The sequence below is a fragment of the Pseudonocardia sp. Ae505_Ps2 genome, from assembly GCF_001932425.1.
Taxonomy (GTDB): Bacteria; Actinomycetota; Actinomycetes; order Mycobacteriales; family Pseudonocardiaceae; genus Pseudonocardia.
Genome location: NZ_MCIP01000001.1, coordinates 947,269 through 961,975 on the forward strand (window position 1 = coordinate 947,269; position 14,707 = coordinate 961,975).

General features: G+C 75.5%; 12 protein-coding genes and 1 riboswitch. Of the genes, 3 read left to right on the forward strand and 9 right to left on the reverse strand.

What is annotated here, in order from left to right; translation table 11 throughout:
- Positions 1-18: 18 nt before the first annotated feature.
- The gene (locus tag Ae505Ps2_RS04320) at positions 19-1,071 is read left to right on the forward strand and encodes a HoxN/HupN/NixA family nickel/cobalt transporter (RefSeq protein WP_233147807.1); all 1,053 of its coding nucleotides are present in this window, start codon (positions 19-21) and stop codon (positions 1,069-1,071) included.
- Here the strand turns inward: Ae505Ps2_RS04320 and Ae505Ps2_RS04325 are convergent.
- The 4 genes from Ae505Ps2_RS04325 to Ae505Ps2_RS04340 are packed head-to-tail and all read right to left on the reverse strand — an operon-like array spanning position 1,061 to position 6,202.
- On the reverse strand, positions 1,061-1,918 hold the full coding sequence (locus Ae505Ps2_RS04325) for a siderophore-interacting protein (RefSeq protein WP_075309879.1): 858 nt from the start codon (positions 1,916-1,918) through the stop codon (positions 1,061-1,063). The two genes, Ae505Ps2_RS04320 and Ae505Ps2_RS04325, sit on opposite strands and share 11 nt — an antisense overlap.
- Entirely contained in the window at positions 1,915-3,660 is a 1,746-nt protein-coding gene (locus tag Ae505Ps2_RS04330; protein ID WP_075309878.1) for an ABC transporter ATP-binding protein, read from the reverse strand. Before Ae505Ps2_RS04330 ends, Ae505Ps2_RS04325 begins: the two co-directional genes overlap by 4 nt.
- Positions 3,657-5,456, reverse strand: coding sequence for an ABC transporter ATP-binding protein (locus Ae505Ps2_RS04335; RefSeq protein WP_075309877.1), 1,800 nt, complete (start codon positions 5,454-5,456; stop codon positions 3,657-3,659). The genes Ae505Ps2_RS04330 and Ae505Ps2_RS04335 overlap by 4 nt, the downstream gene beginning before the upstream one ends.
- Complete coding sequence (locus tag Ae505Ps2_RS04340) at positions 5,453-6,202, reverse strand: ABC transporter substrate-binding protein (RefSeq protein ID WP_075553424.1); 750 nt, start codon at positions 6,200-6,202, stop codon at positions 5,453-5,455. Before Ae505Ps2_RS04340 ends, Ae505Ps2_RS04335 begins: the two co-directional genes overlap by 4 nt.
- A gap of 295 nt (positions 6,203-6,497) precedes the next feature.
- Between Ae505Ps2_RS04340 and Ae505Ps2_RS31765 the strand changes: the two genes are divergently transcribed.
- Positions 6,498-7,175 carry a helix-turn-helix domain-containing protein gene (locus Ae505Ps2_RS31765; RefSeq protein WP_020626904.1) on the forward strand — a complete coding sequence of 226 codons (678 nt, stop codon included), beginning with the start codon at positions 6,498-6,500 and terminating at the stop codon, positions 7,173-7,175.
- A 6-nt stretch (positions 7,176-7,181) separates the two neighbouring features.
- Here Ae505Ps2_RS31765 and Ae505Ps2_RS04350 read toward each other — a convergent pair whose 3' ends face one another.
- Positions 7,182-8,201, reverse strand: a complete 1,020-nt coding sequence (locus Ae505Ps2_RS04350; protein ID WP_075309875.1) for a hypothetical protein — start codon at positions 8,199-8,201, stop codon at positions 7,182-7,184.
- Between the two features lie 86 nt (positions 8,202-8,287).
- On the opposite strand from Ae505Ps2_RS04350, the gene Ae505Ps2_RS31770 reads away from it, so the two are divergent.
- Entirely contained in the window at positions 8,288-8,425 is a 138-nt protein-coding gene (locus Ae505Ps2_RS31770; protein ID WP_020627609.1) for a hypothetical protein, read from the forward strand.
- A 2-nt stretch (positions 8,426-8,427) separates the two neighbouring features.
- Here the strand turns inward: Ae505Ps2_RS31770 and Ae505Ps2_RS04355 are convergent, their stop codons facing one another.
- The 4 genes from Ae505Ps2_RS04355 to metE all read right to left on the reverse strand — a co-directional run bounded on the left by Ae505Ps2_RS04355 (position 8,428) and on the right by metE (position 14,177).
- A complete protein-coding gene (locus Ae505Ps2_RS04355; protein WP_075309873.1) occupies positions 8,428-9,246 on the reverse strand; it encodes an ABC transporter permease in 819 nt (272 codons plus the stop codon).
- Positions 9,243-10,187, reverse strand: a complete 945-nt coding sequence (locus Ae505Ps2_RS04360; protein ID WP_075309871.1) for an ABC transporter permease — start codon at positions 10,185-10,187, stop codon at positions 9,243-9,245. Before Ae505Ps2_RS04360 ends, Ae505Ps2_RS04355 begins: the two co-directional genes overlap by 4 nt.
- The gene (locus Ae505Ps2_RS04365) at positions 10,184-11,710 is read right to left on the reverse strand and encodes an ABC transporter substrate-binding protein (protein WP_075309869.1); all 1,527 of its coding nucleotides are present in this window, start codon (positions 11,708-11,710) and stop codon (positions 10,184-10,186) included. The genes Ae505Ps2_RS04360 and Ae505Ps2_RS04365 overlap by 4 nt, the downstream gene beginning before the upstream one ends.
- 166 nt (positions 11,711-11,876) lie before the next feature.
- A complete protein-coding gene (gene metE / locus Ae505Ps2_RS04370) occupies positions 11,877-14,177 on the reverse strand; it encodes a 5-methyltetrahydropteroyltriglutamate--homocysteine S-methyltransferase (RefSeq protein WP_084786197.1) in 2,301 nt (766 codons plus the stop codon).
- A 126-nt stretch (positions 14,178-14,303) separates the two neighbouring features.
- Positions 14,304-14,513, reverse strand: a riboswitch (cobalamin riboswitch).
- Positions 14,514-14,707: the final 194 nt, after the last annotated feature.

Here is a 14,707-nt window from a genome sequence, read left to right on the forward strand (position 1 = left end):
CGCCGGTCGCTCGCCGGCATGTTCGGGTTCATCGCGCTGCTGCACGTCCTGGGGTTCGGCGTGCTCGTCGTCCTCGTCGCGCCGGCGCACTACGACCTCGGCTCCTCCGGGGTGTTCGGCATCGGGATCGGTGTGCTCGCCTACACCCTCGGCCTGCGGCACGCCTTCGACGCCGACCACATCGCCGCGATCGACAACACCACCCGCAAGCTGCTCGCCGACGGCGGCCGCCGACCGCTGTCGGTCGGGTTCTGGTTCTCCCTCGGCCACTCGACGGTGGTGTTCGCCCTGACCTTCCTGCTCGGGCTCGGGGTCCGGGCACTCGCCGGGCAGGTCGGCGACGACGACTCCACCCTGCACGCCGTCACCGGGATCATCGGGTCGTCGGTGTCCGGGGTGTTCCTGTGGATCATCGGGCTGCTCAACCTGGTCGTGCTGGTCGGGATCGTCGGGGTGTTCCGGCGGATGCGGCGCGGCGAGTACAGCGAGGCCGAGCTGGAGGAGCACCTCGCCAAGCGGGGCCTGATGAACCGCTTCCTCGGTGGGCTGGCCCGGTCGGTGCGCAAGCCATGGCACATCTACCCGATCGGCTTCCTGTTCGGACTCGGCTTCGACACCGCGACCGAGGTGACGCTGCTCGTGCTGGCCGGCGGTGCCGCCGCGTTCGCCCTGCCGTTCTACGCGATCCTCGTGCTGCCGGTGCTGTTCGCGGCCGGGATGAGCCTGCTCGACACCGTCGACGGCGTCTTCATGAACGTCGCCTACGGCTGGGCCTTCGCCCGGCCGGTGCGCAAGGTCTACTACAACATCACCATCACGGCGCTGTCCGTCGCCGTCGCGCTGGTCATCGGCACCATCGAGCTCGTGAGCGTGCTGGTGCAGGAGACCGGAACCACCTCCGCGCCGCTGGTCGCGGTCGCCGGCATCCCGCTCGACGACGCCGGCTACGGCATCGTCGGCCTCTTCGTCGTCGCCTGGCTGGTGGCGCTCGCGGTCTGGCGGTTCGGCCGGGTCGAGCAGCGGTGGGCCGCCGCGCCCACGGAGGGCCCGACGGAGGCCGTCAGGAGGTGACGGGCATCTGCTCGGCCACGTCCGCCATGTCCTGCTCGGTCGGCGCGTCGTCCTGGGTCAGGTCGCGCCGCCAGTACCCGGTGAACGCGACCCGGGCCTTGTCGAGCCCGCGCTCGCCGACCAGGTGGCGGCGGACCGCCCGCACCGCGGACGCCTCCCCGGCGACCCAGGCGAACACCGGCTCCGCCGGGGTCGCCGGGAGCTCCACCGCGCGCACCGCGTCGAGCAGGGTTCCCGCGCCGCGGTGCACCCAGTGCACGTCGGCGCCGGGGAGCTCCTGCTCCTCCTCCGGTCCGGCGACCTCGACGACCGCGACCGCCCGGGTCCCGGCCGGGAGCTGCTCCACGATCGCCCCGATCGCGGGCAGCGCGGTCTCGTCGCCGACCAGCAGCCGCACCGGCTCGCCGTCCGGGCTGCGGTACCCCGCGACGGCCGGGCCCAGCACCCCGACCGGGTCGCCGATGGCGGCCCGCGCCGCCCAGCGGCTCGCCGGGCCGGCGTGCCCGCCCCCCGGCTCCCCCTCCCCGTGCAGCACGAAGTCGACGACCATCCGGCCGGCGTCGGGGTCCAGGGCGCGCACGGTGTAGGAACGCATCCACGGCCGTCGCTGTTCGGGCACGGCCAGGTAGCGGGCGTACCAGCCGGCGACACTGCCGTCGTCGGGGGCCGGCGGGATCTCGGGGACGCCGCCGTCGCGGGCGAAGAACAGCTTCACCTGCTGGTCGGGGGCGATCTGCTCGACGCCGACAAGGTCGTCGGAGTCGAGGGTGATCCGGCGCATCCGCGGGGTCAGCGGCTCGATGCCGCTCACCCGGGCGATCGCGCAGGACGGCAGTGGTGCGGTCATGAGGGCTCCCCGGTTCCGACGAGCCGCCAGCCGCGGGCGCGGCGGCGGGAGTTCCAGAAGGCGGCGTACCGGCCCTGCTGGGCCCGCAGCTCGGCGTGCGTGCCGACCTCGGCGACCCGGCCGTCGTCGAGCACGACGATCCGGTCCGCGCCGACCACCGTGGGCAGCCGGTGGGCGATCACCAGGACGGTGCTGCGCTGCGCCAGGACCCGCATCGACTCCGTGAAGAACCGCTCGTTCTCCGGGTCGAGCGCGGCGGTGGCCTCGTCGAGCAGCACGATGTCGGCGTTCTTGAGCAGCGCGCGGGCGACCGACACCCGCTGGCGCTCCCCGCCCGACAGCGACGTGCCGCCCTCCCCGACCCGGGTGTCCCAGCCGTCGGGGAGCCGCTCGACGATCTCGGTCACCCCGGCCAGCCGGGCGGCCTCGGCGACCTCGGCGTCGGTGGCGGCCGGGCGGCCGAGACGGACGTTGGCCTCCAGCGTCCCGTCGAACAGGTAGACGTCCTGGAAGACCAGCGCCAGCTGGGCCATCAGGTCCTCGGTGGTCTGGTCCCGGACGTCGGCACCGCCCACCCGCACGGTGCCGGTGTCGACGTCCCAGAAGCGCGCGACCAGCCGGGTCACCGTGGTCTTGCCCGACCCGGACGCGCCGACCAGCGCGACCGTCTCGCGCGGCGCGATCCGCAGCGTGACGTCGCGCAGCACCGGCGTCGACGGCTCGTAGCCGAACCCGACCCCGTCGAGCTCGACGGCCCCGGGATCGTGCCGCTCCGCCGACCAGTGCGGCTCGGGCAGCGGCTCCTCGCCCAGCACCGCCACCAGCCGGCCCAGGTCGTTGCGGGCGATCCGGACGACGCCGGCGTAGTCGCCGACCTCGGCCAGCGGGCCGGTGAACCGGGCGGCCAGCGCGAGCAGCGCCACCATCCGGAGGGCGTCGAGCGTGCCGCCGAGCACCAGGTACACGCCGGTCAGCAGGATCGCGCTGAACGTCAGCTGCACCGCGAACCCCCCGGTCACGATGCCCGCCGTCGCCAGCCACATCGAGCGCCGCCCCGCGCGGTACTGGGCGTCGATCGCGTCCTCCAACGGCCGGTGCCCGGCGGCACCGCGGCCGAACGCCCGCAGCACCCGCTGGGTCCGGGCGAACTCCACGACCCGGTTGCCCGCGGCCACCGCGGCGGCGTCGTCGAGCGCGTCGCCGCGCCCCACCCAGGACGCCGACGCCCGGAACGCCAGCCAGAGCACCGGCACGCACACCAGGGCGGCCAGCGCGAGCCGCACGTCGAACAGCAGCATCGCCAGCACGATCGTCGCCGGCGTCACCACCGCGACGACCAGCGGTGTCAGCAGGTGCGCGAACAGCCCCGCGATCATCGTGGTGCCGCCGGTGGCGATCCGCGACAGCCGGCCGACCCGCTCCGAGGAGAACCAGCCCAGCGGCAGCGCGGACACGTGGTCCCCGAGCCGTTCGTGCAGCGTCGTCAGCACGACCAGGGCGACGCCGAAGCCCGCCATCGCCTGCACGTAGTAGAGGACGCAGGCGGCCACGACGGCCACCGCCAGCACCCCCACCCAGGTCAGGGCGGCACCGGTGTCCCCGGCGAACAGCGCCTCCAGGAACGGCACGAGCAGGACCGTCGCGACGCCCTGGAGGACACCGAACGCGCTCACCCACCCCAGGTAGGCGTAGAGCCTGCGCCGGTGTTCCGGCCCCAGGATCAGCAACAGGTCGCCGATCACGACAGCTCCTCCCCCACCCGGTGGGCGGTCCACATCGCGGCGTAGCGGCCGCCGCGGGCCAGCAGCTCGGTGTGCGTGCCGGTCTCGCGCACGACCCCGCCGTCGACGACGGCGATCCGGTCGGCCCCGGTGACCGTCGAGAGCCGGTGCGCGACGACGATCACCGTCCGCCCGCGGGCCAGCTCCGACAGCGCGTCCTGGATGTCGGCCTCGGACTCCGGGTCGGCGAACGCGGTCGCCTCGTCGAGGACCAGGACCGGGGTGTCGGCGAGCAGGGCCCTGGCGATCGACACGCGCTGTGCCTCGCCACCGGAGAGCAGCGCGTCCTCGCCGACGACGGAGTCGTAGCCGTGGGGCAGCGCCAGGACCCGCTCGTGGATCCGGGCGGCCCGGCAGGCGGCGTGCAGCTCCTCGTCGGGGGCGTCGGGTCGGCCCAGCCGCACGTTGTCCGCGATGCTCCCGTGCACGAGCTGCACGTCCTGCAGGACGAAGCCGACGTGGCGGTAGAGCACCTCGGGCGCGATCTCCCGGACGTCGACGCCGCCGATCCGGACCGCGCCGCCGGTGACGTCGTGGAACCGGGCGACCAGGGTGGCCAGCGTCGACTTGCCCGCCCCGGACGGCCCGACCAGTGCGGTCACCGTCCCCTCCGGACAGTCCAGGTCGATCCCGCGCAGCACCTCGCCGCCGCCGGGGTAGGCGAACCGCACCCCGTCGAACTCGACCCGGTGCCCGGACGACACCCGCGGCGCGTCGGGGACCGGCAGCACCGGGGTGTCGAGCAGCTCGTGGATGCGGCGCGCGGCCGCGGCGGCGGTGCGCCGGTTCGACGCCCCGAAGCCGAGCGCGGTGATCGTGGTCGGGACGACGAGCGACACCAGGATCCCGGTCATCGCCTCGACCGGGGTGACCCAGCCGGCGTCGACGAACCACAGCACGCCCGCGCAGGACACGAGCAGCACCACCGGGGCGGAGAGCGCCATCGCGGCGAACGCCTCGACCCGCAGCATCGGCCCGACCCACTCGGCGTAGAAGCGGCCGAAGTCGCGGGCGGCCTCGGCGTAGCCGCGGTGCGCGCGCCGGGCCTGGCCGAAGGTCTTGACGACCGCGATGCCGGACACGAACTCGACGACCGCGCTGCTGATCCGGGCGTTCCCGGCGGCCATCTGGTCGACCTTCGCGGCGTAGCCGCGCATCATCCAGGCGTAGGCGGCCGCGTAGAACGGCACCGTGACCAGCGCGAGCAGTGCGAGACGCCAGTCCAGCCAGGCGAGGTAGCCGACCCCGGCGAGCGGCAGGACCCAGGCCGCGACCCACTCGACGGGATGGTGGGCGACGACCTGGTGCAGGTCGTGCACGTCGTCCTGGGCCGCCTTGCGCACCAGTCCCGAGGAGCGCTCGGAGAACCAGCCCAGCGGCACCCGCCCCAGGTGGGCGGTCATCCGGCGGCGCAGCACCGCCTGCAGCCGGACGTCGGCGACGTGGGTGATCGCGAGCGCCAGCCCGGTCAGCCCGGCCCGGGCGCCGAGCCCGGCGAGGACCAGCCACACCGCGGCCTCGACGGCGGACCGGTCCACCGGGCCGGGTGCGAGCAGCGCGTCGGCGAGCCCGGCCAGAGCCACGAAAGGGACGAGCCCGGCTGCGGCGCCGAGTGCGCCGAGCACCTGCGCGACCCGGATCCGGCCGGCGACGGGTCGCAACAGCTCGGTCAGCGCGGCGGCCTCGGCCCGCTGCCGCGACGGCGGGGCGTCGGGTTCGGCCGCCGGCGCGGCGACCTGGTCGGTTGTTGCCGTCACGACGTCTCCAGCAGCGGTCGCAGGGTCTCGATCAGGGCGGGGGTGGACGCCGGGTTCGGCGTCAGCAGCAGTGCGGAGTCGGCGACGGACAGCAGGTGCAGGCGGCCCTCGCGGACCAGCGGGCCGCGCGCCACCAGCGGTCGGGTGGTGAACTCCCGGCCCTCGCCGTCGGTGGGCACGCCGATCAGCACGACGTCGGCGTCGTCGAGCAGGCCGAGCTGCTCGTCGGGGAGCTGCACGATGCCGGCCTGCCACGGCGGCAGCGCGGCCACCGCCGGTGGGACGGTGAGGCCGATCCGCTCGAAGAACCGGACCGACGGGCCGTCCGGGGCGGTCACCAGATAGGTGGTCCCGGCCGCGTACTGGCCGAAGACGTAGCGCCGGTCCGGTCCCAGCTCCGCTCGGAACCGGGCGAGGGCGGCGTCGGACCGGGCGATCAGCGCCTCGGCGGCGTCGGCACGGCCGAGTGCGGCACCGATCATCCGCGTGAGGTCCTCGCCGGCGTCCTGCAGCAGCGCGTGACGGTACGACACCGTCGGGGCGATCGTCGCCAGCCGCGGATAGGCCGCCGCGTAGCCCGGCTGCGCGGTCGTCATCAGGATGAGGTCCGGCCGCAGCGCCGCGACGGCCTCGATGTCGGGCGAGGGGATCGAGTGTCGACACCCCGGCCGGCAGCGGCGGGTCGACCCCGCGCCAGGACCCGTCCGGCGCGGCGGGGTTGCGCACCGCCCCGACGACCGGGGCACCCAGCGCGCTCGCGATCTGCGCGTCGCCCGCCCCCAGGACGACGACCCGCTGCGGGGGCGCGGGCACCACGGCCTCCCCCTGCCCGTGCGGGACCGTCACCGGGAACGCCGCACCCGCGGGCCCGGCCGGGTCACTCGTTCCGGTGACCCCGGGCGCGCACCCGGACAGCGCGACCAACCCGGCCAGGACCAGCACCGACCATGGGATCCGCACGCCACCTCCTCTATGATGATTAGGCGAACCTTAGCTATCTCTGAATCGCGTTCGCAATCCCCTCCGACGTACGGTCCCGGGGTGAGCCCCACCACCGGCGCACGGGCGGGCAACCGTCCGGGCCCCAAGCCACGCCTGACCCGCGAGGAGATCGTCGAGGCGGCCGTCGAGGTCGGCGTCGACCGGCTGACCGTCGCCGCCGTGGCCGACCGGCTCGGCGTCGCGGCCGGCACCCTCTACCGCTACGTCGACGGCCTGGAAGAGATCGCCGGCGCGGCACTGGCCCTGGTGCTCGCCCGCACCCCGCTGCCCGACGCGTCGGCCGGCTGGCGGGCGTTCCTCGAGGCCGAGGCCGCACTCGCGTTCGACCTGCTGCTGCGCTACGCCGCACTCGCCCAGGACGTGGGGGCCGACCTCGGCGCGGTCGCCGGCGACCGGCTGGACCGGATCGTCGGCACGCTGCGGGACACCGGCGGCTTCGACACCGCGGCCGCGGTGCGGATCGCCGACGCCGTGCTCGACATCGTCGCCGACGGGGCGACCCAGACCCGCTGGGTGCGCGGCCCGGACGGCGGCCCCGGCGACCTGTCCGAGGCCGCGCGGGCCTACCTCGGGTCGGTCACGGAGGGGATCCGCCCGAGCCTGGAGGCGATCATGGCCGACCCGCACGAGCACGTGCTGGACAAGGTCGCCCTGGTCCTCGACGGCGTCGAGCTGCGCCGGGCCGCCGGGCGGCCCGGGTACGGCGGGGCCGGCTGAGCGGCCTCACCCGCCGTTGCGGTCGCCCTCCGGGTCGAGCAGGTCCCGGGCCGAGGTCCGGCCGCGCCAGGCGTCGAGCACGGCCGCGTCGGCCCCGCCGGCGACGGCCAGCACCCGCAGCGCGACGGCCTGCGCAGCGCGCGCCGGCGCCGTCGCGGGGCGGGGGCCCGGCGGCTCACCAGCGGCGACCGAGCGGACGACCTCGGCCGTGACCGCCTGCTGCTCCGGGTCGCCGAAGCGCTCCAGCAGCCGGTCGAAGCAGGCCGCGCGGGTCGGGTCGAACGGGATCGGCCGCCCGGTCAGGTCGGTGAGCGGGTGTGCCGGGTAGAGGTGCGCGCAGGGCAGGTGACCGGCGGGCACGGGAACGGTCGCCGCGTGCGTGCGGCCCTCGCGCAGCACGTGCGGGAGCAGGTGGGTGTGCGGCCCGTCCGGGGAGCGGCCCTCCGGCGGCGGGATCGCGGCGTACACCTCGACCCGGCCGAGCGCGGTGGTGAACACCCGGTGCGGGCCCGCCGCGACCAGGGCGGCGGTCAGCGCGCCGTCGAGCGGGCTACCCTCGGCGCGGCGCAGCAGCCCGAGCAGGTCGGGATCGGCCGTGCGCACGCAGGCGTCCACGGTGGCCGTACCGAGCCCGAGGTCGACGAGCACGGCGTCGCGGTCGGCCGGTCGCAGCGCGCAGCGGTCGGGACCGAGCACGGTGACCGAGGTCCGCGCGGCCCTGCGTGCCGCGGCCGCGGGCAGGCAGAACGCGACCGCGTGGTTCCAGTGCTCGTGCGGGCCGACCGGCGTCCGGTAGGCCAGCGGCCGGGTCGCCGGGTGCGCCGCAATCCGGATCCCGCCGCGGGCGGTGACGACCGCACCCGGCCCGGACGGCACGACGGCCTCGTCGGGGGTCCGGACGAACTCGGCGATCGCGCCGGGCGCACCCATGCTCCAGCCCGCGTACGGGTCGGCCAGGTACGCACCCAGCAGCCCGGCCACGGTGTCCCCGACCACAGCGTCCCCGGCCACGTCGTCCACGTCCACGCCTCTCACCCTGCCCCTCCGACGGGAGGGTTCACACCCCGACACGGTCTGTCGCACAGTGATGGCAACAACGATAGGGAGGCATCGTGGACGAGCACCCGCACGACGGCCAGGAGTGCGCCGGCTGCGACTGGGAGGGCAGACCGGAGGCGTTCCGGTGGTTCCCCGAGCTGGGCAGGCCCCTCGACCCGGCGGGCGGGCGCGGCCAGGGTCACGCGGCCTGAGCTCACCGGGCGCCCACCCGTTCCCATCGGCGTCCCCACCACAGGGCCGTCCCGGCCGTCAGCACGACCGCCAGCGAGGGCACGAGCACCACCTGCGGCGCGCCGAACAGGTACTCGCGGCCCTCGGCCACCATCGCGCCCCACTCCGCGGTCGGCGGCTGCACGCCGAGCCCGAGGAACGACAGCCCGGAGACGGTGAGCAGGGTGCTCGCGAACCGGACGCAGGCGTGCGCGGCCAGCGGCGGGACGAGGTTCCGGGCGACGTGCCGGGTCAGGACCCGCCCGGGCCCGGCGCCGAGGGCGACCGCCGCCGTCACGTACTCCCGCTGGCGCTCGGCGAGGGCGAGCAGGTAGGTCTGCCGGGCGAACGGCGTCCAGGCGATCACCGTGACCGCCACCAGCAGGGATCCGACGCCCGGACCCAGCGCGACCGCGGCGAGCAGCCCGAACAGCACCACCGGGATCGCGGCCAGGACGTCGACCACCCGCATCACCGCCCGCCCGACCGGGCCCGCGACCGCGGCGAGCGCCCCGACGGCGACCCCGACCACCCCGGTGACCAGCACCGCGGACAGCGCCAGCCCGACCGTCAGCCGTCCGCCGTGGACGGTGCGCGCGAGCAGGTCCCGGCCCAGCTGGTCGGTGCCCAGCGGGTGGGCCGCGGACGGGCCGGCGAGCATCCCGGCGAAGTCGACGGCGTCCGGGTCGGGCAGCGGCACCCAGAGCAGGCCTGCCGGAACGAGCATCGGCACCGGCCCCACCACGAGCAGGGCGGCCACCCCGGCCGCGACCCACCACGCGGTCCGCGCCCGGGCCCTCACCGCGACCCCGCCGAGCGCAGCACCGGGTCCAGCGCCGTCGCCAGCACCTCCACCAGCACCCCCGCGACCACCGCGACCGCGACGACGAGCAGCGTGCCCGCCTGCACCACCGGCAGGTCCTGCGCGACGACGGCCCGGTGCAGCAAGCGGCCCAGCCCCGGGATCCCGAACACGACCTCGACCACCACCGAGCCGCCCAGCAGCCCGGCGACGAACATCCCGGCCAGCGCGGTCACCGAGGTCGTCGCGAGCCGGGCGCCGTGCCGCCACAGGACCCGGTGCTCACCGAGCCCCTTGGCCCGCGCGACGAGCACGTGCGGCCGGCTCAGCACCCCGGCGGTCTCGGCGCGGACGAGCTGGGCGGCGAGCGCCCCCGGGTAGGCGGCCAGGGTCAGCACCGGCAGGACCAGGTGGGCGGGGTCGCCCCAGCCGAGCGCGGGCAGCGCCCCGGCCCACACCGCGAACACCAGCACCAGCCAGGGGGCGAGCACGAACTCCGGCACCGCGACCCCGGCGACGGTGCCCAGCCCGAGGAACCGGTCGAGCGCCCCGCCGGGACGGCGCGCCGCGTACACCCCGGCGGGGATGCCGACGACCGCCGCCAGGGCGAGGGCGAGCACGGCGAGCAGCCCGGAGACAGTCGCGGCGTCGGCGATCTGGTCGGCGACCGGGGTCCGCGCGACGTAGCCGTAGCCGAGGTCGCCGCGCAGCACCCCGCCCAGCCAGCGCAGGTACTGCTCGGTGACCGGTGCGTCCAGCCCGAGCGAGGACCGCAGCCGCGCCTCGGTCGCCGGGTCCGGCACGGCCTCGGCGCTGCGGGCCCGCAGGACCGCCCGCGCCGGGTCGACGCCGACCAGCCGCGGCAGCGCGAACACCAGCACCGACGCGGCCAGCAGCACCGGCCCGACGACCAGGAGCCGGCGCAGCAGGAGCCCGATCACCCCGTGGTCGGGGTGAGCTGCGGCAGCACCGGGCGGATCTGCAGCGGGTCGGGGACGAAGCCGGTCGCCCCGCGCAGCACGGCGGTGTTGAGCGGGTGCACGACCATGACGCCGACGGCGTCGCGGGTCAGCATCGCCGCGGCCTCGCGGAACATCTGCTGGCGGGCCGCCGGGTCGACGGTGGAGTTGAGCCGGTCGACCAGCGCGTCGTAGGAGGGGCTGCAGTACTGGTCGATCGCGTAGCTGCCGTCGCAGGTGTAGTCCGAGGTCAGCGTGCTCGCCGCGTCCGGGAAGTCGGACAGGTAGCTGCGCGAGTTGAGGAACATGTCGTAGTCACCGGCGAGGACCTTCGGCTCCTGGGCGTCGTAGTTCCCGACGGTGATCTCGACGCGCACCCCGGCGGAGGCGAGCATCGCCTGGATCGCGTTCGCCAGCGCGGGCAGCTCGGGCCGGTTCGGGAAGGTCCACAGCCGCACGGTCAGCGGGTTCTGCTCGGTGTAGCCGGCCTCGGCGAGCAGCTGCCGGGCCCGGGCGACGTCGGCGCCCGGCGGCGGAGCTGTCTCGCCCCAGGGGACGGCCCCGCCGAACAGGTCGGCCGCGGGCGCGGCCCCACCGGCGAGCACCTGCCGGGCCAGCACCGGGCGGTCGATCGCCGCGGTGACGGCCTGGCGCACCCGCAGGTCGTCGAACGGCTTGGCGGACTGGTTGAGCTGCAGCGGCACGGTGCGCGCGTTCGGGTACTCGACGACCTCGGCCCCGGCCGAGCGGACCTGGTCGAGCTGGGCCTGCGGCAGGCCCTCGGCGAACTGGACGTCACCGGACTGGATCGCGAGCGCCCTGGCCTGCGGGTCCTCGACGTAGCGGACGGTGACCCGGGCGGCGCCCGCCGGCTCGCCCCAGTAGTCGTCGTTGCGGACCAGCTGCGCGGAGTCGGTGCCGCTGACGGACTCCAGCACGAAGGGACCGGTCGCGGTGCGCAGGTACTCCGGCGCCCCGCCGCCGGTGTACGCGGCGGGCGCGAGGATGCCGAGGTTGCCGCTGGACAGACGCAGCGGCATGACCGGGTCGGGCTCGGTGGTGGTGATGCGCACGGCGTCCGGGCCGTCGGGGGCGACGGCGAAGCCGATGCCGCGGATCGCCCGCGGCGGGGCCTCGACGCCCGCGACGTAGCGCAGCGCGGTGACGACGGCGTCCGGGGTGAGCGGGGAGCCGTCGTGGAACCGCACGCCCTGGCGCAGGGTGAACCGCCAGGCGTTGCCCTGCTGCTGCCACGCGGTCGCGAGCATCGGCGCCGACCGGGCGTCGGCGTCGACGGTGGTCAGGGTCTCCGCGACGCCGAGGGACTGCAGCCGGGCGCCGTCGTCGGCGTCGAAGGCGTAGTCGGAGCGCGGCGGGAACTGCAGGGCCACGGTCAGCTCGCCGGACGGGTCCGGGGTCGCGGTACCGCCGCCCCCGCCGGCGCCGCATCCGGCGAGCAGCAGGGCGGCGGCCGCGAGCAGTGCGGCCATCTGTCGTGCGATCACCCCGTATGCCTACATCTGAGCACCTATTCAATCAATGCGGCGTGAGCACCGCCCTCGTCCCGCACGACTCCCGGCACGAGTCCCCGCACGGGCGGGCCGTCCGTACCGAACCTCCGTACGGACGGCCCGCTCGTCACCCGCGACGGGTGGCCGGCGCGGACCGGGCTCAGCCGGTCGCGGTCGCCTCACGGACGCGACGGGCCGCGGCGACCAGGTTGGTCAGCGCCGCGACCGTCTCGGGTTCCGCGCGGGTCTTGAGCCCGCAGTCCGGGTTGGCCCACAGCCGGTCCGGGCCGATGTGGCGCAGGGCCGCGCGGAGCTGGTCGACCAGCTCGTCGGTGGCGGGGACCTCGGGCGAGTGGACGTCGTAGACGCCCGGGCCGAGCCCACGCGGGACCCCCGGGCCGAGGTCGGCCAGCACCTCCATCCGCGACCGGGCCGCCTCGACCGTGGTGACGTCGGCGTCGAGCCCGTCGATCGCCCCCACCACCTCGCCGAACTCGGAGTAGCAGAGGTGGGTGTGGATCTGGGTGGTGTCGGCGACGGCACCGACGGCCAGCCGGAACGCGTCCACCGCCCAGTCCAGGTAGGCGGCCCGGTCGCGCTCGTGCAGCGGCAGCAGCTCGCGCAGCGCGGGCTCGTCGACCTGGACGATCCGGATCCCGGCCGCCTCCAGGTCGACGACCTCGTCGCGCAGGGCCAGCCCGACCTGCCGGGCGGTGTCGCCCAGCGGCTGGTCGTCGCGCACGAACGACCAGGCGAGGATGGTGACCGGCCCGGTGAGCATCCCCTTCACCGGCGCCTCGGACAGCGACTGCGCGAACTCCGCCCAGCCGACGGTGATCGGCCGGGGCCGGGACACGTCGGAGTGCAGGATCGGCGGGCGCACGCAGCGCGAGCCGTAGGACTGCACCCAGCCGTGGTCGGTGGTGGCGAAGCCGTCGAGGTTCTCGGCGAAGTACTGGACCATGTCGTTGCGCTCGGGCTCGCCGTGCACCAGGACGTCGAGCCCGATGTCCTCCTGCAGCCGCACCACCCGGACGATCTCCTGGCGCATCCGCTCGGTGTAGGTGCCGGTGTCGATCACGCCGGAGCGGTGCGCGGCCCGGTCGCGCCGGATCTGCGCGGTCTGCGGGAAGGAGCCGATCGTCGTCGTGGGGACGACGGGCAGGCCGAGCGCCTCGCGCTGGACCTTCGCCCGCACGTCGCCGTGGCTGCGCCGGTAGTGGTCGGGGCCGAGAGCGGCGAGCCGGGAGCGCACCCGCTCGTCGCGGCGCGCGGTGGCCGCGACCCGCTCTCTGGTGGCTCGTGCGGCGTCTAACTCCGCCGCGACCGCGTCCGGGCCCTCGTGCAGGGCGCGCCCGAGGAGCACGACCTCCTCGACCTTCTGCCGGGCGAACGCCAGCATGTCGACGACGTCGCCGGGCAGGGCCGTCTCGACGGTCAGGTCGTAGGGAACGTGCAGCAGCGAGCACGACGTGGAGACCTCGACCCGCCCCGCGACGCCGACCAGCCGCTGCGCCGTCGCCAGCGCCCGGTCCAGGTCGGTGCGCCACACGTTGCGCCCGTCGACGACGCCGGCCAGCACCACCTTCCGGTCCAGCCCGGGGACCGCCGGGTCGAGGGCATCGAGGTCGGCACCCCCCGCGACGAGGTCGAGCGCCAGCCCCTCGACGGCCGTGGCGGCGAGCGCGGGCAGCGCCGGGCCCAGCTCCCCGAAGTACGACGCGACGAGGATCTTCGGCCGCCGGGTCGCCGAGGCGAGCCGGTCGTAGGCCCGGCGCAGCGCCGCGATCTCCTCCGGCGTCCGGTCGGCGGCGAAGGCGGGCTCGTCGAGCTGCACCCATTCCGCGCCCGCCTCGGCGAGCTCGGCGAGCAGGTCGCGGTAGACCTCGACGAGCGGCCCGAGCAGGTCCAGCGGGCGGAAGCCCTCCGGTGCGCCGTCGGCCGGTTTCGACAGCAGCAGGAAGGTCACCGGTCCGACCAGCACCGGGCGGGTGGTGATCCCGATGCGCAGGGCCTCTCGGAACTCGTCGAGGGCCTTGCGGCTGCCCGGCGCGAGCCGGGTGGCCGGGCCGACCTCGGGGACCAGGTAGTGGTAGTTCGTGTCGAACCACTTGGTCATCTCGCAGGCCGGGGCACCGGTGCGGCCGCGCGCCATCGCGAACAGCCGCTCCAGCGGGTCGGTGATGCCGGCGAAGCGCTCCGGCACCGCCCCGACCGCCAGCGCGGTGTCTCCGACGTGGTCGTAGAACGAGAACGTGTTGCCCGGCACCGAGCCGAGCCCGGCGTCGCGCAACCCGGTCCAGGTGTCGCGGCGCAGTCCGGCGGCGACGTCGTGCAGTGCCGACGCGTCGCTCCGCCCGGCCCAGTACGCCTCGGTCGCCCGCTTGAGCTCCCGGTCCGGCCCGATCCGGGGGTACCCCAGGACGGTGCTGCCGATGGTGCTGCTGGAAGGAATGCTCACGGCCCTCTCTCCTCGCGAGTGCGGTGGAGGACCCGTCGCCGGCAGGGGGCGCCCGCGACCGCCGGGCACGACGGTGCCCGGTCGTCCGCCCGGCCCTCCCGCGAGGCCACGGATCCGCGCACGCCGGACGGCGCACGCACCGGCGGCAGGTCTTCGGACTCACGGGCGCACTGCTCACACCTACTGGCCGTCGCTTCCCGGGATCACTCCCAGTGCTGTTGACGGCGGTCGTTCCCGTTCACCGCTGCGGGGCAGTCCCGGATTCCCACCGGGTTCCCTCTTGCCTCGTGACGCCCCGTTCCCGGGATGACACGAACCGTCGGCGGACCGACCCTAACCCAGGACGAGCCCGGCGAACTGTTGCCGAACTCTCCCTGTTGCAATATGTTTGCAGTACTCAGCCCTCTCCACACGGATCGACGGGCGACCTCACCCTGCCCCCCTCCGTTCGGAGGGGTTTCCTGCCCGGTCTCCCGAGGGGTAATGCCGATCACCCCTGTGCGCGCGGCCACAGGGGTCCTAGCGTTCGG

Coding starts and splice junctions, on each gene's coding strand:
- Ae505Ps2_RS04320 (WP_233147807.1), top strand. CDS start 19: ATGTTCGGGTTCATCGCGCTGCTGCACGTCCTGGGGTTCGGCGTGCTC.
- Ae505Ps2_RS04325 (WP_075309879.1), bottom strand. CDS start 1,918: ATGACCGCACCACTGCCGTCCTGCGCGATCGCCCGGGTGAGCGGCATC.